A 21659-nucleotide genomic window follows, 5' to 3' on the forward strand; every position below is an offset into this window, starting at 1 on the left:
TGCGTATCAAGGCTCATTCGTTGGTAGTAAATAAGTAGTAAATTGATGAGTTTGTTTCCTTGAAAATGCTGATAGATACTGTATTTTAGCGGATAATCAGATTTTTATTGTGTTTTTAGAAATAAAAATACCATAAAAATTTTTACACGTCAATAATGTTGGATAGAAAATCTGTGTATTTTACGTATGCCAGCCTGCATTGTCATCTTTTAGCCCTTCTGTCAATTGTATTCCACTAATTCATGAACCCTGCTAATCATTATGAACATACCTTAAAATCGTTTTTATAACTTCCTCAATCACAATCGGCTTTGACAAATGTGCATTCATTCCTGCTTCCATACACTTTTCTGCATCTTCCCTAAACGCATTTGCAGTCATAGCAATGATAGGGATTGTTTTTGCATCCTGCCGTTCCAGGGATCTTATTGTTTTTGTGGCAGTAAGCCCATCCATCACCGGCATCATGACATCCATTAAAATAACATCGTATGTTCCTGATTCGCAGGCTTCAAAGTGCTGAACAGCTTCTAACCCATTTTTCACTGTTTCTACTTCAGCCCCATTTTCCATCAGCATAAATTCTGCTATTTCCGCATTCAGCTCATTATCTTCAGCCAATAATATCCGGACACCTGATAGATCTGCATTGAAATCTTCTTTTTCTTCCGGCCGTGCATTCGTATCAATTTTAAATGGAAGTATTACAGTAAAACAGCTTCCTTCACCAAGCTTGCTTTCAACTGTTATGGTTCCGCCCATCTTTTCTACAAGTTGTTTCACAATAGGCATTCCCAGACCTGTCCCATTATAATCAGAACGTGGGGAATTATCTGCCTGTACAAATGGAGTAAACAATTCATTTTTTATAAATTCTTCTGACATTCCAATTCCATTATCTTTTATTTTAAATTCACATGTCATGTGATCTTCTGATCTTTCAATCGTTCTCATACTCATGTAAATAGAACCATTCACCTTATTGTACTTCATACTATTTGTAAACAGATTCATCAATACTTTTTTCAGATGAACTGCATTGCTCCAAACATATATACCACTGTAATCATCATGTTCTCCCATAACATGAAGTCCTTTTTCTTCTGCCTGAAAGTATAGCGACTCCGTGATTTCTTTACATACCTGATCCAGATTGATGGATTCATCACTAAAAACCACGGTATCCGATTCTAACTTTGCCATATCCAAAACATCATTTACCAAGGATAATAGCAGTTTCGAAGACTCATTTATTTTATTCAGGCAATCTTTTGCCCGCTCACCATCATTTCCGCTTTTTTCAAGAATTGTAAGCATGCCCATAATGCCATTGATCGGTGTCCTGATGTCATGAGACATGTTATTTAAAAAGGAAGACTTAGCCTTATTGGCACTCTGTGCTTCTACAAGTGCATTTTGTAATTCCTGCTGTTTTTCTTCAAGCTCCTGATTCAGCTTCAATGCCTGCTCAGCAGACTTCTTGGATTTTTCTTCCGCACGTTTTGATTTTTTCAAAGAATCAAGAATTATACACAGGGCAACAAAAATAGAGATTCCAACTATGAGTGAGACAACCAGTAAATTGTCCTGAATAAACTCCTTCGCTGTAACTTTTCGTGAGGAAACATTATACGAAACTACTGCACCTGAAAATTGAGTTGTAGGCATAGATGTCAGTGTTTTATTCAGAATGGACAAAAGAACCGATTCTCCCTGCTGAACAGCAAATGAAACATCAGCTTCTTTTGTCAGGAAAACACTATGAAGCTTATTATTTTTCAAATAGTCTGAAACAGTACCTGAATTGCTTACAATACAATCTGCTTCCCCTTTCTGCATTGCTTTTACTGCTGCATCTGATGTCTCATATTCCACAACCTCCCATTGCGGATAATTGTATGAAAGATATGCTTTCAATGCAAAATTATCTTTTTCAACGGCAACTATATTCTCTTTATTTTCATCAAAAGAATCCTTTGCCGTAATTGCTGCCATATTGAGAGTCAATAGAGTATCCGACAAAGCAAATCCATTTGTTTCTGCAAAGTATGGATTCTGGTTTGCATGAAAAATCAAGTCTATTTTTCCATCCTGCAATGCCTGAAGCAGTTCACTTCTTGTATCATATCCATTTAATTCAAATTCCAGAGTCTGACCTTGCAGACAATTTTCTGCAAGATCCACATAATCTGTGATAACACCTGTCAATTTGCCTGTTGATGGATCTACACTGCTGATACCTCCATCCTGATTCAGATACCCTATCCGGATTGCTCCATGCTGCCCGATCCATTCCCTTTCTTCTTTTGAAAGAAAGGAGCTGCTCTGTGCAGAAAGATAACGCCTGTAGAGATCATCTGTGTAAAATGGGTTGTCATCCTTGATTCTGCGCATAGCACTATCCAGTGCTTCTTTGATATCCGGACGTTTGGGATTTATAGCGAAATAGATTTCTGTCTCTCCAATACTTGTAATCGGCGAAATCTCCGATTCTTCCCAACGGGGTTCTTCTACCGAAACGAAGCAGTCAATTTCATGTTTCGACAGTTTGTCCATAACTTCTGCGGTATTAGAAACATTGACATGCTGCGTATGCAGACCATACTTTAACTCCCATTCGTTAAGCACATCCTCCGTTATATTATCTTTAAACACACCAATATTTTTTCCCTCAAAAGAATCCAAATTTCCTGCTGTAAGATCTATATTGGATGCATCCGTATAGATGTAATATTTCTCTTCCCCCATAGGCATATCGGAAAAAAGCATTTTTTCAGCACGTTCGTCTGTATAGGAAATACCACCAAGAATGTCAATCTCTCCATTTTCCAACTGTGTAAAGCAGTTTTTCCAATCACTTGTTATGTATTTATATGTCCAACCTGCATAACCTGCAATATCTTGAAGATACTCATAACCATATCCGCTTCTTTCTCCCTTTTCATTGACTACATTATAAGTTTCCTCAAAAGATCCTACCCGGATAACATTGTCAGAGTTTTCTTTGGCAAATATAGGAACGGATAAAACAATAAAACATATAATTGTGCAAAATATAATGTAACAAAATTTGAAATTCATTATATTCTGTACTAATTTGCACTTCTTCATCTTTCTCCCACCCTCCAGGCTACAGTCGCTTGCTTACTTCCAGATTTTAATTTTACATTCATTTAATGTTCAATACCCCCACAACATTTTTATAAATATCTTTGCGACAGCTTCTGCTGTACTTTTACTATAATTATACTCTACAGCCAACTTGTGTCAATTTACTAACAGAGTAATTACATTATCCTTTTTCTTATTTCGATATATCCAAAAATAATATCATCAATCAAGAGAGATATCCGACAATTCCTATATATCCATCTTTCTTTAAAGGAGACCATAAGGTATGCAGTTTCAGATCATACATCTGCTTTTTATTTTCCACCTTTGCCATTAACTGCAATGAGATTTCTGTATTCTGTATTGATGTTTGGTCCAGTAACGCTCTGATATGTTGAATATCTTCACTGCTTACTTCGAACAGTTTGAATATATCAAATTTCGAATCATCTCTCTGACACAGTATCTGCCGGTTTCCGTTAATTATAATCAGCCGACCTGAAATTGCATTATACTCAATGGAAATTTTGCCACTGTCCATTTTAAAAAACTCTATCTTTTCCTGCATGAGCTTAATGACATGCTGCGAATAATTTTTACGGGGTAAAGACTTTTCCTTTAGTATTTCGTCAGAGAGCCTCTGTGCTTCATAATACTGTTTATTATCATTCGTTTCATTCGTATACATCTTGGAAAACTGAAGGCTTAGTTCTTTCAGGCACTTAAGAAGAACCGGATTGAACTGCCCGCATTGCCCGTCCAGAATCATCTTGATTGCGGTATCATGCTCAAATGCTTTCTTATAACATCGTTCACTGGTAAGAGCATCATAAACATCCACAATAGACACCACCTGTGCAGAAATTGGTATTTCTTCACCTTTCAGACCATCCGGGTAACCCTTTCCATCCCATCTTTCATGATGCCATCTGCAGATTTCCCATGCGGTATGTACCAGTGGATGATCTTGTAAAAAATGCATATCCCAGATCATGGATGCTCCAATCTCACTATGAGTTTTCATAATTTTAAATTCTTCATCGGTTAGTCTTCCGGGTTTATTCAGTATTTCTTCCGGAATGCGTATTTTACCAATATCATGAAGCGAAGAAGCGGTTGTGATTATAGCAATATCGGTCTCCGTCAGATGATAAGCATCCGTTGTTTTTAACAGTTGTCTCAGCATCATTTTCGTCGCAGTACGGATATGTAAAATATGTTCACTGCTCTCACTGTTGCGTGACCCTAATACATTGCTCAGAATCCTGAGCATAATATCATTGTTTTCTTCTTTTTCATAAACCTGATCAACAACCACATTAATCAGACGCTTTTGGTTCGCATAAAGTTCTAGGGTATTCTGGACTCTTTTCTTTACAATAACAGAATCAAAAGGTCGTGTAATATAATCTGTAATTCCCATTTCATATGCTTTACGCATAACATCAACAGATTCTTCAGCAGAGATCATAATAACTGGAGTTTCATCAATACACTGGCTTCTTTTCATTATTTCCAAGACTTCAAAACCATTCATCTGTGGCATATTGATATCTAAAAGCATCAGATCAATTCCAATATTTTCTCCTATCATCTGGATTACCTGATTTCCATTTTCAGCTTCCAGATAATCATAGGTTTCTCCAAGAAATTCTTTCAATATATCCCTGTTAAACTTTGCATCATCGGCAATCAGTATTTTTTGTCTTTTATTCATATTTTCTATTTCCTTTATTCTTGTGGTCTTTAGAAATCCTATAAATTAAAAAAGGCACTTCCTATCGATAGTTTTTTAATCACTTTCCTTAAGAATGCTAATTATATTTCTTGCATAACTGTTTATTTTTATACATATTAGCATCTGCATCATCCAATAACATCTGCATTGTACACGACATATTATCGGAGGATAATGCCCATCCGCATGCATAGTCGATTGGTATTTGATTTTCATAACTATTTAATCTATCTTTTTCTCTGTACAAACCTTTTAATATTTCCTTAATTTCCGCCTCATTTGTATGATAAATGACTGCTATAAACTCATCTCCGCCATATCTTCCAACAAAATCCTTTTCTGGAATAACACTTCGCAAAAACTTTGAGAAATTCAATATTAACTGATCTCCTGCGGAATGTCCCATTGTATCATTTACAGTTTTTAGATTATTTAAATCAAACATTATGCATGCTGTAGAACCTGTAATTATATCTTTTTTATTAAGAAGCTCATTACAGGCATTTTTATTTGGCAGCCCAGTATGGGCATCTACGAATGCTTTCTGTTCCAGCAATCTGTTTTGCATTGCCATCTGCATTGCCTTTAGAGTCTGCATAATAACCAATATCACCAGAATCAACATATCAAGTGCCGACAAAAGCTCTATAGTACGAATCTTTATAGCGATCTTTTCTGAATAGCTTTCTGCGGCAGAGACAGTTTCATCTGCCATCGTAAAATATATTTCACTCATATTAACAATGTCTGTATTTTCGTATCCCTTGTTTCTTACTGCTTCAATTTCTGTTTTCAATTTATCCCAGTAATCACTCTGGATTTTCAATTTCCCCTGATATTCTTCGTCATTGAGTTTTACCAGATTATAATGTCCATCCTGATATCTCAATCCAAGAAGAATGTCATCCAAATATTTAATTAATTCATCATTTTGGTTTCCTGTAATTTCTAATTTTACTTCGCGCTGTGTAGCTCCACGTACCAGACCTGCATAATTTATTACGCGTGCTGTCCCCTGCAGCCTGCTAATCTGAATCATCATAAAAATAATAAGAACCACTAATATCAATATAAGGAAACTCTGTATAATACCTATTATATTTTTATTTTTCTTGTTTGTCTGCATTTCACCATTTATCCCGAATCTCAAATAATATTCATTTCAATAACTATGCAATTCATTTACTTTCTCCCTATATTAGGAACAAATATCTTTGATAGTATTTTTCATCTTTTCAATATCCAGAGGTTTTGCCAAATTTGTAATATCAATTCCTCTCACGATATCAGCCTTCATATGATCTGCATACGTTACTGCGTTTAATTCAGCTCTTGACCTTGTCAAATCCCTTTGACTGCTATCTGCACGAATGCCTATATTCACCAGGACAACCAAACCGAAAAAGAGCATTGTCATTGCAGACAATGCATCTTTAACGTGGCAACTGGCTACCATTTTACAGGCCCTATAGCTTTGCGTCGCAGACTTTCATCTGTTTTGCCGTTTTTCTTATTATAGCTTTTAAACATATGAAAAAAACTGAGTTTATTATACTCTAATGCTCGACTATGTACAAGAAAAACATTACCGTTTTTACGCCTAAAAGCAAAAAAAGAGTTTCCTGTTCATGATTTTTAACCGGAGTTATTCTTTGCTGCTTTTTAATTTCTGCGATTATTCTTTAAATTCCACAGCATGCTTCCTCTTCCAGATCGGAAAAAGATTCCTCTGACAGACATAATTCTCCCGCTCTTTGATCCCGATCGTATGGAAAAATGTCTTCCACATCCCAGTGTATTCATCTTCGTACTCTTCTATTTTCCGAAGTGCCTCAAACTCTCCGTCCGTCAGATAACGAAGATAATTTTCTCCGTCTTTTGGATGGACACAGACGGTCTTCCGGTTATCGTCAACGATCATCCAATATTCCGATGGCATACGGTCTGCGAAATGTCTTCCAACCAGCATGATCACATCACTTTTGGGTTCCAGATGGCTGACATACACACGCCCGTCGAGACTTTGAAACCGGGCGAATTCACGGAAATGATGGCTTTCATTTCCAACATTACGATATAATTCCATAATCCGCATCACATGTGGGTTCGTATAATGTTCAAGTACATCTGCTCCTATTGCAAATCCAACTCGTAAAAAATTATAGATTATCTGCAGTGCGTCTTCTTCTGCTGAAAGGGATGCGTAATACACATACAGATATGCTCTGGAAGAAATATCTCTGCGGATAGACCGGGTGACTTTTTCTGCTTTGAAGCTGTCCCCATCTACATGGATATATTCGTCCAATAATGTTGTCTGGAAAATCGGTTCTTTTTTCAACTGTATCTGATCATGACCGATTAGCAAAGCATCTGCCCATGCATCATAGATGCATGTCATGATGTCTTCTAACCGGTCCTTGCAAGTATATATCTTCATAAATTTCCTGCTTTCTCATATTGCTATAAGTATTTTCTGCCCTAATGATGTAACTATCCAATTCCGAAATCAGCAAGTGTCATCTGTGAAAATCCTTCATTTGCATGAGCCATTTCCCAGGATTCCTTCCGGTCTACGCTGACCAGCTGTCTTGTGATATAAGTTTCTTCAAGTGGTGTGTGATACATCTGTTTTCCGCCACAGGTGATGAAATAGTGCGCTCTTTTCAGCACAACTCCCATTTTCTTCAGACTTGTGAAATCCATTCTGCCATATCTTCGTGCATTTACAATACGGCTGGCTGATTTCGGTCCGACTCCGGGTACGCGGAGGAGTTCTGCATAGCTTGCCGTTTCTACTTCAACGGGAAATAATTCCAGATGGCGTAATGCCCAATCACACTTCGGATCCAGAAGTTCGTTAAAATTCGGTTTCTCTATGGTTAAAAGTTCATCTGCCTGAAATCCGTAAAACCGGAGCAGCCAGTCTGCCTGATAAAGCCTGTGTTCACGCAAAAGCGGCGGTGGAGTTCCAATCTCAGGCAGAACAGGATCTTCATTCAGCGGGATATATGCCGAATAAAAGACACGTTTCAGATCAAATCCCTGATAAAGCTGCTGTGTGGTCTGTAATAAGGTATAATCGCTTTCACCTGTCGCTCCGATGATCATCTGGGTGCTTTGTCCTGCCGGTGCAAAGCTGCGTTTTAATCTGTACATATCATGTGGTGCAAGTTGATATGCCTGATTCCAGGTGAAGGAAGAATCCAATAGAGCAGGATTTGACTGTGCAGTAATTGAGGATACATCTGCTGCTTTTTGCAGCGCTGCCCTGCTATCCAGTTTCCTTTGGAACTGTTGTTTGGAAGTATCAGAAAAAATTCCGTTATGCAGGAACTGATTTCCACGACTTCTTTCCATATATGATGATTTTCCGATTGCCATGCGATGTGCGGCAATGGTATTCTGCACCTTTCCCATCGGACTTAGGATTGTCTGCATAGTCTTGTTCGGTGCCAGCTTACGAAGTCCCTCAGAAGTTGGCAGTTCCAGATTCACGCTGACACGGTCTGCCAGATAACCGGCAGCTGCAAGTAATTCATCCGAAGCCCCCGGAATCGTCTTCACATGAATGTATCCATTAAAATGATATTTGGTGCGGAGAAGTAACAATGTCTCGCATATCTTTTCCATCGTATAGGTTGGATTTTTCAAAATACCGGAACTTAGGAAAAGTCCTTCTATATAATTCCGTTTATAAAATTCGACTGTAAGATTACAGATCTCTTCCGGAGTAAATGTAGCTCTTTTTACATCATTGCTCGCACGGTTAATGCAGTATTTGCAATCGTAGACACAATGATTGGTCATTAAGATCTTAAGTAAAGAAATACATCTTCCGTCTGCCGCAAAGCTGTGACAAATTCCACATGAAACGGCATTACCGAGTTCTCCTTTCTGTCCCCGGCGGCTTGAGCCGCTTGATGTACATGCGACATCATACTTTGCAGCATCAGCAAGAATATGTAATTTTTCCTGTATTGTATAATGCTCATTTGTCATTTCTGTATTCATATTTCTATTATACAAACATATGTTCGGTTATGCAAGTGTTTTTTACAGTTAAAACAGAGGCAATCAAGAATTACTTAAATGAAAACTTAAATGAAAAACTAAATTCCGGTTTTGGACCAAATGCAAGAGTAAATTCCATATAGGTCGAAGTTATTTTTGCACACATATTTGCCATATTGTCTTTGATAATCATTACTCCGTATAATGTACTTGCAGCTGATTGCCTGCCTGTGCAGATTGGAGATAATTATGAAAAATAAAGGCAATCAGAAACATTTAACATTTGAACAGCGTGTTGATATCGAGAAAGGTCTTACTGAGAATAAAAGCTTCACTGAAATTGGACGAATTATTGGTAAAAATCCATCTACTATATCAAAGGATGTAGGACGGATTTTGCGGACATTCAAAATAAAAAAGAATGTGGAGGTAACAGACAATGGCAAAATCATTATTTGAGGAACTGGGCGGCAAATACGAAAGGCAAGGGGATTATTTGATACCGTGCTTAACTGTACCCGCCGAAGAAGAACAGGCAATAGGCATCTGGGGGCAACGGCATTTAGATTATCTAAAACAGTACTGTAAAGTTACATACGCCAATCTTCTTACAAGCGGCAGGCTAAACGCCTACCTTGCCGACATCAACAGACAGGCACAGGAACGCTTTGAAAGGCTCATAGAGGGTATGAAACAGGCACAGGGCATAACGGCTAAAGGCAGAAAACGCCTTAGAATGGACAGGATGCCTCAATAACATAAGGGCTTGTGCGAGGGAGATTGTGGAAAAGGAAATTATTTTTGCATAAACAGATGATTAGTGGCAGGGGGAAATCCTGCCGCTTTTTCTGCTTTAGTTTGTCAGCTTGACAAATAAAGGGTTAAGGAATATAATTAGATTCAGTATTATACAAGGAGTTAATAAATATGCGGCAAGGTATTCTTAAATAAACTGTCAATTTGATAGTGGGAACAAAAAGTAGCAGTCCCGTTTCACTTTTAATATGGGGCTTGGTTTTTTGTACCCAGTTTAAGAATGCTTTTATCATGTAATTTTATATGCCCGAAAACATATAAGTGTTTTGGGGCTATTGGAGTTATTTACCCAGTGATAGGAGTATTTATCACTGGGTATTTTTATGCCCTTTTTTGGGTGTTGATAGGAGGAAAATCACATGAAAATAATTAACTTAGGCATTCTGGCTCACGTTGACGCAGGAAAGACAACATTAACGGAGAGTTTATTGTATACCAGTGGTGCAATTGCAGAACCAGGGAGCGTAGATAAAGGCACAACAAGGACAGATACAATGAATTTGGAGCGTCAAAGGGGAATCACTATCCAGACAGCAGTGACATCTTTTCAGTGGGAGGATGTAAAAGTCAACATTATAGATACGCCAGGCCATATGGATTTTTTGGCGGAAGTATACCGTTCTTTATCCGTATTAGACGGAGCAGTATTATTAGTTTCTGCAAAGGATGGCATACAGGCACAGACCCGTATACTGTTTCATGCACTACAGACAATGAAGATTCCGACAATTTTTTTCATCAATAAAATTGACCAAGAGGGGATTGATTTGCCAATGGTATATCGAGAAATGAAAGCAAAGCTTTCTTCGGAAATTATAGTGAAGCAAAAGGTTGGGCAGCATCCCCATATAAATGTAACAGACAATGACGATATGGAACAGTGGGATACGGTAATTATGGGAAACGATGAACTATTAGAGAAATATATGTCAGGGAAACCGTTTAAAATGTCAGAACTGGAACAGGAAGAAAACAGGAGATTCCAAAACGGAACGTTATTTCCCGTTTATCACGGAAGCGCTAAAAACAATCTGGGGATTCGGCAGCTTATAGAAGTGATTGCCAGTAAATTTTATTCATCAACGCCTGAAGGTCAATCTGAACTATGCGGGCAGGTTTTTAAGATTGAATATTCAGAGAAAAGGCGGCGTTTTGTTTATGTGCGTATATATAGCGGAACATTGCATTTGAGGGATGTTATTAGAATATCTGAAAAAGAGAAAATAAAAATCACAGAGATGTGTGTTCCGACAAACGGTGAATTATATTCATCCGATACAGCCTGCTCTGGTGATATTGTAATTTTACCAAATGATGTTTTGCAGCTAAACAGTATTTTGGGGAACGAAATGCTGTTGCCGCAGAGAAAATTTATTGAAAATCCTCTCCCTATGCTCCAAACAACGATTGCAGTAAAGAAATCTGAACAGCGGGAAATATTGCTTGGGGCACTTACAGAAATTTCAGATGGCGACCCTCTTTTAAAATATTATGTGGATACTACAACGCATGAGATTATACTTTCTTTTTTGGGGAATGTGCAGATGGAAGTCATTTGTGCCATCCTTGAGGAAAAATATCATGTGGAGGCAGAAATAAAAGAGCCTACTGTTATATATATGGAGAGACCGCTTAGAAAAGCAGAATATACCATCCACATAGAAGTCCCGCCAAATCCTTTCTGGGCTTCTGTCGGGTTGTCCATAGAGCCGCTCCCTATTGGAAGCGGAGTGCAGTATGAAAGCAGAGTTTCACTTGGATATTTAAACCAATCGTTCCAAAATGCGGTTATGGAGGGGGTTCTTTATGGCTGCGAGCAGGGGCTGTATGGATGGAAAGTGACAGACTGTAAAATCTGTTTTGAATATGGATTGTATTATAGTCCTGTAAGTACCCCCGCAGACTTTCGGCTGCTTTCCCCTATCGTATTGGAGCAGGCTTTAAAAAAAGCAGGGACAGAACTATTAGAGCCATATCTCCACTTTGAAATTTATGCACCGCAGGAATATCTCTCACGGGCGTATCATGATGCTCCAAGGTATTGTGCAGATATTGTAAGTACTCAGATAAAGAATGACGAGGTCATTCTGAAAGGAGAAATCCCTGCCAGATGTATTCAAGAATACAGGAACGATTTAACTTATTTCACAAATGGGCAGGGAGTCTGTTTGACAGAGTTAAAAGGATACCAGACAGCTATTGGTAAATTTATTTGCCAACCCCGCCGCCCGAATAGCCGTATAGATAAGGTTCGGCATATGTTCCACAAGTTAGCTTAACAGCTTGCAAAAGTCATATAAAATGAGATTTGAAAGGATTAGAGACTAATTATGATGAAATGCGAATGGATATTGTGTCCTGTTTGTGGGAGCAAAACCCGTAATAAAATTAGGAAGGACACTGTTTTGGAGAATTATCCCCTTTATTGTCCAAAATGCAGACAAGAAAGATTGATTAAAGTTGACAACTTGAAGATAACTGTCATCAAAGAGCCAGACGCTTAAGACGCAGAGCCGATGAAATTGTGGAACAATTCACGAATCATCGGCTCTTTTTGTTTCGTATTTGAAAGAACAAACTCACCAAATAAAAAAAACGATATTCGGGTGGGTTATTTTGTTATACCCTAAATTACCCTCTGAATTTGTTTTTAAATTTGGAGGGATTTTTTTATGTCCTTTTTTCGGGCAGTTATCTATCTGCTCATACGAAGCAAAATTTATCAATACATAGCATATCAGAGAACGGCAGGAAACCAGTTAAAAAAATTTCTGCCAGTGCAGCGGTACTTCCTGCCTTGAAAGTAGAAGTACAATCTCCATACAATAGAATTACTATTTCCTATAACCGTAAAGGTCACAGAGCCTTTGCGGTTTTTCTTTTGTCGATTTTTGTTGGAAAGTGCCGTAGGGCTGTTTCTGATATGCGGTGTCGTTCTCCGCCTCTCCATCTGGATTTTTTACATTTCAAAAATTCAGATGGGAGGTATTTATGGTGAAATATGCACCAAGAAAGGTATTTATCAAAGAAAGCGGCAGATATGTGGAACTGTCCTACATGGATTTCTGCCGCCGCAGGGAATCCGACCAGACCTACATGGACAAGCTGTTTATTCCCGTTCAAGGCTGTCTGCTTGAAGTCGTGAGGGAGCAATACACGGACTTCTACCGAGATAAGGAACGGTGGCGTTATCTGAAAAAATTAGATACGAAGAACAGCCTGCTTTCTCTGGATGGATTTACGGACAGCGAGGGGAAGCCTTTAGACTTTATCGCTGATGAAGCGGCGGACATTGCGGAAACCGTTGTCAATGCGGTTATGGTGGACAGGCTGAAAGCCGCCCTGCCTTTGCTGTCGGATAGTGAACAGGAATTGATACAGGCAATCTTTTTTGACGGACTTTCTGAGCGTGAAGTCGGGGCGAGGTTCGGCATAACCCAGAGCGTTGTGAACAAACGCAAAGCCAGAATCCTAAGAAAACTAAGAAAGATAATAGAAAATTAAAATTTAAGGCGTTCAGCCCCCTTGTTTTTTCCTTTGGGAAAATGAGGGGGTTTTTCTCTGCCCTCTCAATCAATTCTGATTGGAGGAAAAGAAGCATGGCATATAACCACGGACGGGAGGACAGGAAATGGCGTATCTGGAAAGAAGCGGAGGAAAAGCTGCTGCGTGAGTGCGGCGTTGATGAAGCGACCATTGAGCAGATACGCATTGCGGACAGGGCAGACTTCAATTCCAACAGGCGGTTTTACCGATGGACGAATGACGTTGCGGAATACCTTGAGGACATGGCAGACAGGGAGCGGCAGACGGAGGTGGGTACGGTTGCGGAGTTACTGGACGAGATTGAGAGCGAAAATCTTTATCAAGTATTAGTCACGGTGGACGGACGTACCTTGAAAATCGTCCTGCTGAAAATGCAGGGGTATTCCACAAAAGAAATTGCCCCGCTCGTGCATTTGACGACTGGTGCTATTTACGCAAGGTTAGACCATCTGCGGAAGAAGCTACGAAAATTTTATAGCGTCTAAAACAGCCTGCCGTCCTGCGGGCTACTGGGTGAGGGATGGAAATCCCCTCACTCATTTTTTGCAGGAGGTAAGCAGGATGACATACAGAGTTAAGGCATACACGCTTCGGGAGGAATCTACGGAAAGCAGCACAAGGTATTTTATCAGCTTTAAGGACGGGCAGGGCAAATCCCACGAGTTGGAAGTGTCGGAACAGTTCTTTATGGAGTTTCGGCAAATGGAACGCAGGAACAGGAATCTTCTCCAATGGGACGAGCGGCACAGGGAGTTTTCGGAAGTATGGGACGAAACGCTGAACAGGCGGGCGTTAAAGCTGCCTAAGAGCATTGAGGAACAAATGATTGAAGCAGAACGGGCGGAACTGCTTTGTAAAGCGGTTGACAGACTGCCAGAGATACAAAGGCGGCGTTTCCTGCTCTACTACGAGTACGAATTTAATTTTTATCAAATCGCTGCGATGGAGCATTGCACCGCTTCGGCAATACAGAAATCTGTTGCGATTGCAAAGGAGAAAGTAAAGGCGGAAATGAAAAAGTATCTCCAACCGTGACCGACACCGCCCGAAAAAGAAATCCGTTTTTTATTTGTACGGGATTGGCGGCATTACATACTCTCATTTTTTTCATGGGAGTAAATCTATTTTTAAGGAGGTCAACGCTTATGTGCAACAACAAGATAACTGCCCGAAAGGAGGAAAGCCATGCAGAAGTTACAGACAGTCAACGCCGAAACGCTCCTTTATGAGCCGCTTGAGAAGCCGTCCTTTGTGGTGGACAGTCTTATCCCGACAGGCTTGTCGCTGTTCTGCGGCTCACAGAAGATAGGCAAGAGCTGGCTCATGCTGAAGCTATGCCTATGCGTGTCGCAGGGAATCCCTTTATGGAACATGCCGACAATGGAGGGCGATGTGCTTTACCTCTGCCTTGAGGACACGTTCTGCCGCATACAGGACAGATTATTCCGCTTGACGGATGAAGCAAGCGGGCGGCTTCATTTTGCCGTGGCAAGCTGCAAGCTGTCAGACGGTCTTATCGTGCAGTTGGAAGATTATCTGAAAGACCATCCAGACAGCAGGCTCATTGTGATTGATACCTTGCAGAAAGTCCGAACCGCATCCAAAGACAATGCCTACGCAAGCGACTATGGGGACATCTCCCTAATCAAAGATTTTGCCGACAGGCACTCTCTGGCGGTCATTGTCGTACACCACATCCGAAAGCAGAATGACAGCGACGTGTTCAACAAGGTGTCTGGGACGACAGGCTTAACGGGGAGTGCAGACGCTACCTTTGTGTTGGAAAAGGAGAAACGGGCATCCGACACCGCCAAGCTGTATGTGACGGGCAGGGACACGCCTTATCAGGAATACACGCTGCGTTTCCGTGATTGCAGTTGGGAACTTGTGGAGAGAAAAACACAGGAGCAGCTTGCGAAAGAAACGATACCAGACGTCCTTTTTCGGTTGGTGGATTTTATGAGGGATAAGGAAGAATGGGCAGGCACGGCAACGGAACTGTTAGCCGCTATGGGGGAAACGGAAACCATACCCACAGTGATTACGAAATGGCTGAATGAATACCGCACCACATTTTTAAGCGAGAACCGTATCTGCTACCAGTACAGCCGCAGGAAAGACGGCAGGCAGATTGCCCTTGCAAGGAGGGCGGGTGACAGCGGTGACGGTGGTGACAGCAGTTTTGGGATACCCCCTGTTACTGTCATTGACGCTTAAAGCCATGTAAAGTTGGCGGTTCTGCCCTGCGGGTGACAGCGGTGACGGCGGTGACAGTGATTTTAGGATACCCCGCCGATGTCATCCCTGCGGGAGAACACCCCGCAAACGCAAAATGCAGGCGTGGGATTCACCCGCCCTTTTCGGGCGTGTAAAACCACCCCTGCGGTCAGAAAAATCTCTCCGATTTTTCCGACTGCGTTTGCAGGGTGTAACACACTACACTTTGCCCTGCAAAGTCGTGTGCCAGACGTTCCCTCTGGACTCCCTTAAAGCAGGGCTGTCGCCCTGCTATCCTGCGCCTTGCGGCTTCGGATAAAAGAATATCGGGGTGACGGTGACGGCAATAAGGGGGTATCCCAAAACTGCTGTCACCGCCGTCACCGCTGTCACCCAAAGGGCAGTTACTCGCCGAAGAAAGGAAGATGATGGATTATGCCCTATGCAATCCTGCGTTTCCAGAAACGCAAAGCGGGCGGCGTTGCGGCTTGCGAACGCCACAATGAGCGGAAGAAAGAAGCCTATAAAAGCAATCCAGATATAGATATGGAACGCTCGAAAAATAACTACCACCTTGTAAAACCGCCACGTTACACCTACAAGAAAGAGATTAACCGCATGGTAGCCGAAGCGGGGTGCAGGACGAGGAAAGACAGCGTGATGATGGTGGAAACGCTTATCACGGCTTCACCAGAATTTATGAACAGCCTGCCGCCAGAGGAACAGAAAGCGTATTTTACGATGGCTCTGGATTTCATTTCGGAACGTGTCGGGGAGAAAAATATCCTCTCCGCTGTTGTCCACATGGACGAGAGAACGCCGCATATGCACCTCTGTTTTGTGCCGATTACGCCAGACAACAAGCTGTCAGCAAAGTCTATTTTAGGCAACCAGAAATCATTATCCGAGTGGCAGACTGCCTACCATAAGCGGATGTCCTCACGGTGGAATCAGCTTGAACGGGGTCAGTCCTCAATGGAAACGAAACGGAAACACGTCCCCACATGGCTCTATAAGTTGGGCGGCAGGCTTGATAAACAGTATGAGGAAATCGTGTCTGCCCTGTCCGACATCAACGCCTTTAATGCAGGGAAGAAGCGTGACAAGGCACTGGAACTGATTGCGGCATGGCTCCCAGACGTGGAGAAATTCTCAAAGGAAATCAGTAAGCAGAGTGCCTATATCGACAGCCTAAAGGAGCAAATCGGACAGGAATCAGACTATGCGGGGCGTATGCGTGATGAAAAGTATGAGCAGGAACTAAAGGTGCAGAAAGCGAATCAGAAGATATTTGAGTTGCAGAGAACCAACGAGCAGATGGGGCGGCTGCTGTCAAAAATACCGCCAGAAGTGTTGGAAGAATTGCAGAAAAACCATAAAAGCAGAGTGAAAGAAAGGTAGATATGTGAATGAAGAAACAGGATTTTAAGGTGTTAAAGACCAAAGACTTGTACCCGTTTCCCGACAATCCGTTTCATGTGGCAGAGGATGAAACGTTGTCAGAGTTAGCGGAAAGCATCAAGGAATTTGGCATTGTCACGCCGATAATCACACGCCCGAAAGAGGACGGGAACGGCTATGAAGTGATTGCAGGACAGCGGCGTGTCCGTGCTTCTGAGCTTGCAGGGATAAATACCGTGCCTGCGTTTGTCCTGCCCTTAGACCGTGACCGAGCCATCATTACCCTTGTAGACAGCAATTTACAGCGTGAAAATATCCTGCCGAGCGAGCGGGCGTTTGCCTACAAGATGAAATCCGAAGCCATGAAGCGGCAGGGTTTCCGCACGGATTTAACCTCGTCACAAGTTGTGACGAAGTTGCGGACGGACGACAAAGTGGCACAGGGCTTCGGCGTGGGCAGGATGACCGTACAAAGATTTATCCGCTTGACGGAATTGATACCGCCGATTTTGCAGATGGTGGACGAGGGGAAAATCGCCCTCACTCCTGCGGTGGAGCTGTCCTTTTTGAAGAAAGACGAGCAGGAAAACCTCTTTGCCACGATGGAGAGCGAAGAAGCAACGCCCTCACTCTCACAGGCACAGCGGATGAAACAGTTAAGCCAGAGCGGGCAGCTTGACATGGATACGATATTTGCGATTATGACCGAGGAAAAGGGAAACCAGAAAGAAACATTGAAAATCAACACAAGCAAGCTGAAAAAGTATTTTCCGAAGAACACAACGCCGAAACAGATGGAGGAAACCATCATCAAACTTTTGGAGCGTGAGTTGCAGAGGAAACGGGGCAGGGACAGCCGCTAATCTTCTCTTTTCGGAAAGTAAATATGAAACTCTGGACGGATAAAAACCAGAAAGCCAAGACAGAAAAGGGGCAGGGAATGAAAGAAATCCAATATGAGATTGTAAAGGAAATCGCCGTATTGTCTGCGAGTGACAGCGGATACACAAAGGAAATCAATCTTATCTCATGGAACGGGAGAGAGCCGAAATATGACATCCGCAGTTTTTCACCGAACCGTGAGAAGTGCGGAAAGGGTATCACGTTGAACGCTGATGAAGCGGCGGCACTCCTTAAAGCATTACAGAAGGAAGTAAACAGCGGGGATTGATGGTATCTGATTGACAGGACGGGGCGTTTCCAGACGTTCTCCTGCCCTGTCTGGAAAGGAAGATTTAAGTATGGGTGAGGATAAGAAAACAGATAAAAAGAGAAAGCGTGTCGTGCCGAAAGCACCAGTGCAGATGATAATCAGCCGTGAATATGTCGGCACACAGACAGTCACAGAAGCATTTATCCCGATTATCTCCGAGGATATTCGGAAGAAGATTGCCGAGGGTGACACCTTCGACAATGAGGGGATATCCGCTTAGAATGTACGCAATGGGACATGAAAACAGATAGGACAGATACGGAGGTTTTACAGTATGGCAGGAATAAGAACGGAGAACAAGATTTATGAAGTCGGCATGTACTGCCGCTTGTCAAAGGACGATGGCACGGATAACGAGAGTGCGAGCATTGCGACACAGAAATCCATCCTCACGGATTATGTGAAAAAGCAGGGATGGCACTTAGCAAAAACGTATGTGGACGATGGTTACTCTGGTACGAATTTCCAAAGACCAAGTTTCCAGAACATGATTAAGGACATTGAAAACGGTCTGATAAACTGCGTGATTACGAAAGATTTATCACGTCTGGGGAGGAACTATCTTGACTGCGGACTGTATCTGGAAGTGTTTTTTCCAGAGCATAACGTGAGGTATATAGCGGTCAATGACGGCGTGGACACGCTCAATAAATCAGCGATGGACATCACGCCTTTCCGCAACATCCTAAACGAAATGTACTCTGCCGATGTGTCGGTCAAGATAAAATCGGCGTACCGAGCGAGGTTTCAGCAGGGGAAATTCATGGGGACGACAGCACCATACGGATATGTCAAAGACCCCGCCGACCATAATCACCTGCTGATAGATGACAAGGTTGCCCATGTGGTAAGGGAGATATTCGACCTTGCATTAGCGGGCAACGGAATCGCCAAAATCCGCAAGCACATCAACAAACAGCATATCCTACGCCCTGCCGCTTATGCAGTGGAGCAAGGGGCAACAGGCTATGAGCGGTACTTTGAGGGTAACGAGGAAAACCGTTATATTTGGAGCGAGAACAGCGTAAGGGGCATTTTAAGAAGCCCGATATATGCGGGAAACCTTGCAGGCTACAAGCGGATTGCCGCCAACATGAAAAGCAAGAAACGCCCCTCTAAGCTGCCCGAAGAATGGGAAGTGATACCAGACACCCATGAGGGGATAGTCACGCAGGAGGAATTTGATACCGTACAGCAGCTTATTACAAGCCGCAGATTACCAGAAAACAAGGGCGGCTTTGAGAACATCTTTGCAGGCGTTATTAAGTGTGCGGACTGCGGTTATGCCATGCGGGCTATGAGTGCCAACAGGAGGAAACGCCCCGACATCATCGACTGCGTACAATATTCCTGCAATAATTATGGCAGATACGGTAATATCATGTGTACCGCACACAGCATTGAAGCGAGGGACTTGTTCAACGCTGTCCTCACCGACATCAACCGATTTGCGGATATGGCGGTCAATGATGAAAAGGCGGTGAGGGCGATTGAAAAGCGGCTCACGGAAACAGACCATAGCAGGGCAAAGGCACTGGAAAAGGAGCAGAGAAAGCTGAACAAACGCCTTGCGGAACTGGACAGGCTGTTTTCTTCCCTTTATGAAGATAAGGTGATGGAGCGTATTACGGAGCGGAATTTTGAGATGATGTCGGGGAAATACCAGAAAGAACAGCTTGAAATTGTAGCAAGGCTGAAAGAGGTAACGGAAACGCTAGGCGACAGCTATGAGAAGTCGCAGGGTGTCCGTGATTTCCTCTCCCTAATCCGCAACTATCAAGGAATTAAGGAACTGGACGCAACCATCATAAACGCACTCATAGACAAGATACTTGTTTCGGAACGTGAGAAACTTGCAGACGGGACAGTAAGACAGGAAATCAAGATTTATTATAAATTCATCGGCTTTGTCGGTGAATTACATATCACGCCCACAAAGCGGTGGACAGCGTTAAAGCCTAAGAATTGTACGGTGTGCGGTGTTGAATATGTTCCCCGCTCTGGCATATCGAAGTATTGTCCTGCTTGTGCCAAGAAGATACAGAGGGAGAAATCAAACGAGAGCAAACGCAGGAGCAGGGAGCGAAACAGACAGGCATGTATTGAACTGTCCGCAAAAAATGACCGACTGAAGTACGTCTCCACGCACATACAAAAGAACGTCCGGATTCAGGTTACACTCACCCGCCATGTATTCATCGTAAGAACTGTAAGGTGACATGCTTGTGTGATAAGATGTGTGGCATTCATTGTAAGCTTTGCAGAAAACCATCCTTTCGCTGCACTGATATATGTCCCGCATATGAGACAGCTGAATGTGAGAAACTGAATAAACCACCCTACGTATGTAATGGCTGTGGTAAAAAGACCCATTGTCTTATGCCCAGAAAGTTTTATTCATCCAAATATGCCCATGATGAGTACCGTAGCGTGCTAGTCGATTGCAGAGTCGGCATTAACCAGACTCCGGAAAGCATTCAATCCATGAATGATTTATTGGTTCCATTGATCAAGGAGAAGCATCAGTCCATCGGTCATATTTATGCTACTCATGCAGAAGAATTGGGTTGCTCCAGAAGAACACTTTACTCCTACATCAATGATTGTGTATTCGATGTCCGCAATGGTGACTTAAGGCGTTCTGTACGTTATAAGAAACGCAAGAAACCTACACAGACCAGTGCAAAAGATCGTTCTTATCGTCAAGGTCATAACTACGAAAATTTCCAGAATTATATGAAAGATCATCCAGATATAAATGTTGTGGAAATGGACTGCGTGGAAGGAATGAAAGGCGAAAGCTGCGCCCTCTTGACCTTTACATTCCGCAACTGCAATCTTATGCTTATGTTCCTGTTGGAATATCAAGACCAGGAATGCGTGTTAGAGGTCTTTGTATGGCTTGAAACAGTGTTAGGACAGGATGCATTCAAAAAGCTTTTTCCGGTGATCCTCACGGATGGAGGTTCAGAATTCTCAGCTCGTGAAGAGATGGAGGAATTCTGTGACGGAAGTAAAAGCACGACTGTCTTTTACTGTGATCCATACAGCTTTTGGCAAAAAGGTGCCTGCGAAAAGAACCACGAGTATATCCGCTACATCCGTCCGAAAGGGAGTTCATTCGCTGATTTAAATGACGAGAAAGTCAGACTTATGATGAATCACATAAACAACGAAAAAAGAGACAGTCTTAATGGACATAGCCCATATGAACTCTCTCTTTTACTCTTGGACAACAAATTGCACAAAGCATTAGGATTAAAGGCAATCGCACCTGATGATGTTATGCTTAGTCCAAAACTTATAAAATAAAATAGTAAAGCACAGGCAGATTTCACTGCACCAGAATTTAGTCTTGCACATAAGGCATGTGGAATTTAGTCTCGCACACTATTTTCAGATGCCCGGTTAGTATGCATAAAAACATAAATCATGAGTGCTTACAGGTTTATTATAAGACAAAAAACTAGAATTGTTAAGGTGCATTACAGAATTTAATCCCGCATAGTTACTGAGATAATCCACAGCTGGAATTTAGTTTTTCATTTAAGTGCAATCAAGAATTGACCTGAATATACAGACAGGGTATGTACAGCTTCATTT

Annotated in this window: 17 protein-coding genes, 3 pseudogenes and 1 riboswitch; of the genes and pseudogenes, 14 read left to right on the forward strand and 6 right to left on the reverse strand. The window is 42.0% G+C overall.

The features are described 5' to 3' along the window. Window positions 1-252: 252 nt before the first annotated feature. From PG766_RS12245 to PG766_RS12270, 6 genes are all read right to left on the reverse strand, one after another. Entirely contained in the window at window positions 253-3111 is a 2859-nt protein-coding gene (locus tag PG766_RS12245) for a response regulator (RefSeq protein WP_270590878.1), read from the reverse strand. A gap of 226 nt (window positions 3112-3337) precedes the next feature. Further along, window positions 3338-4828 (reverse strand): HD-GYP domain-containing protein, encoded by a 1491-nt coding sequence (locus PG766_RS12250; protein WP_270590879.1) that lies wholly within the window; start codon window positions 4826-4828, stop codon window positions 3338-3340. 97 nt (window positions 4829-4925) lie between these two features. Then, entirely contained in the window at window positions 4926-5975 is a 1050-nt protein-coding gene (locus PG766_RS12255; protein WP_173690397.1) for a GGDEF domain-containing protein, read from the reverse strand. A gap of 72 nt (window positions 5976-6047) precedes the next feature. Continuing rightward, entirely contained in the window at window positions 6048-6305 is a 258-nt protein-coding gene (locus PG766_RS12260; RefSeq protein ID WP_270590882.1) for a hypothetical protein, read from the reverse strand. After that, window positions 6287-6362, reverse strand: a riboswitch (cyclic di-GMP riboswitch). (Overlaps the previous gene by 19 nt.) A gap of 162 nt (window positions 6363-6524) precedes the next feature. After that, window positions 6525-7289: a TIGR03915 family putative DNA repair protein gene (locus tag PG766_RS12265; protein ID WP_270590883.1), complete on the reverse strand. Its 765-nt coding sequence runs from the start codon at window positions 7287-7289 to the stop codon at window positions 6525-6527. A 53-nt stretch (window positions 7290-7342) separates the two neighbouring features. Then, complete coding sequence (locus PG766_RS12270) at window positions 7343-8863, reverse strand: putative DNA modification/repair radical SAM protein (protein WP_270590886.1); 1521 nt, start codon at window positions 8861-8863, stop codon at window positions 7343-7345. Between the two features lie 249 nt (window positions 8864-9112). On the opposite strand from PG766_RS12270, the pseudogene PG766_RS12275 reads away from it, so the two are divergent. The 14 genes and pseudogenes from PG766_RS12275 to PG766_RS12340 all read left to right on the forward strand — a co-directional run. Then, window positions 9113-9250, forward strand: a pseudogene (locus PG766_RS12275) (helix-turn-helix domain-containing protein); the annotation flags it as partial. 52 nt (window positions 9251-9302) lie between these two features. Continuing rightward, window positions 9303-9672 (forward strand): annotated as a pseudogene (locus PG766_RS12280) (TnpV protein). Between the two features lie 366 nt (window positions 9673-10038). Then, window positions 10039-11958: a tetracycline resistance ribosomal protection protein Tet(O) gene (gene tet(O), locus PG766_RS12285; RefSeq protein WP_095122938.1), complete on the forward strand. Its 1920-nt coding sequence runs from the start codon at window positions 10039-10041 to the stop codon at window positions 11956-11958. A 54-nt stretch (window positions 11959-12012) separates the two neighbouring features. Then, window positions 12013-12183: a cysteine-rich KTR domain-containing protein gene (locus tag PG766_RS12290; protein ID WP_004614788.1), complete on the forward strand. Its 171-nt coding sequence runs from the start codon at window positions 12013-12015 to the stop codon at window positions 12181-12183. 490 nt (window positions 12184-12673) lie between these two features. Further along, window positions 12674-13183 (forward strand): sigma-70 family RNA polymerase sigma factor, encoded by a 510-nt coding sequence (locus PG766_RS12295; protein ID WP_024376807.1) that lies wholly within the window; start codon window positions 12674-12676, stop codon window positions 13181-13183. 95 nt (window positions 13184-13278) lie between these two features. After that, the gene (locus tag PG766_RS12300; protein WP_009265004.1) at window positions 13279-13710 is read left to right on the forward strand and encodes a sigma-70 family RNA polymerase sigma factor; all 432 of its coding nucleotides are present in this window, start codon (window positions 13279-13281) and stop codon (window positions 13708-13710) included. Window positions 13711-13786: 76 nt separating this feature from the next. Then, entirely contained in the window at window positions 13787-14260 is a 474-nt protein-coding gene (locus PG766_RS12305; protein WP_009265003.1) for an RNA polymerase sigma factor, read from the forward strand. Between the two features lie 150 nt (window positions 14261-14410). Further along, window positions 14411-15442, forward strand: a complete 1032-nt coding sequence (locus tag PG766_RS12310) for an AAA family ATPase (RefSeq protein ID WP_009265002.1) — start codon at window positions 14411-14413, stop codon at window positions 15440-15442. 435 nt (window positions 15443-15877) lie between these two features. Continuing rightward, window positions 15878-16843, forward strand: coding sequence for a MobV family relaxase (gene mobV / locus PG766_RS12315; protein ID WP_009265001.1), 966 nt, complete (start codon window positions 15878-15880; stop codon window positions 16841-16843). Between the two features lie 8 nt (window positions 16844-16851). After that, on the forward strand, window positions 16852-17706 hold the full coding sequence (locus PG766_RS12320; protein WP_009265000.1) for a ParB/RepB/Spo0J family partition protein: 855 nt from the start codon (window positions 16852-16854) through the stop codon (window positions 17704-17706). A gap of 77 nt (window positions 17707-17783) precedes the next feature. Further along, entirely contained in the window at window positions 17784-18014 is a 231-nt protein-coding gene (locus PG766_RS12325) for a YdbC family protein (RefSeq protein WP_039862476.1), read from the forward strand. Window positions 18015-18084: 70 nt separating this feature from the next. Further along, complete coding sequence (locus tag PG766_RS12330) at window positions 18085-18276, forward strand: hypothetical protein (RefSeq protein ID WP_009264998.1); 192 nt, start codon at window positions 18085-18087, stop codon at window positions 18274-18276. A gap of 54 nt (window positions 18277-18330) precedes the next feature. Then, window positions 18331-20274, forward strand: a complete 1944-nt coding sequence (locus PG766_RS12335; protein ID WP_270590902.1) for a recombinase family protein — start codon at window positions 18331-18333, stop codon at window positions 20272-20274. Beyond that, a pseudogene (locus PG766_RS12340) lies at window positions 20187-21368 on the forward strand (IS30 family transposase); the annotation flags it as partial. The gene PG766_RS12335 and the pseudogene PG766_RS12340, both read left to right, overlap by 88 nt. Between the last annotated feature and the right edge of the window lie 291 nt (window positions 21369-21659).

Origin of the sequence: Coprococcus sp. LG101-27, from assembly GCF_027695515.1 — a bacterium.
GTDB classification, from domain to species: domain Bacteria; phylum Bacillota; class Clostridia; order Lachnospirales; family Lachnospiraceae; genus Allocoprococcus; species Allocoprococcus comes.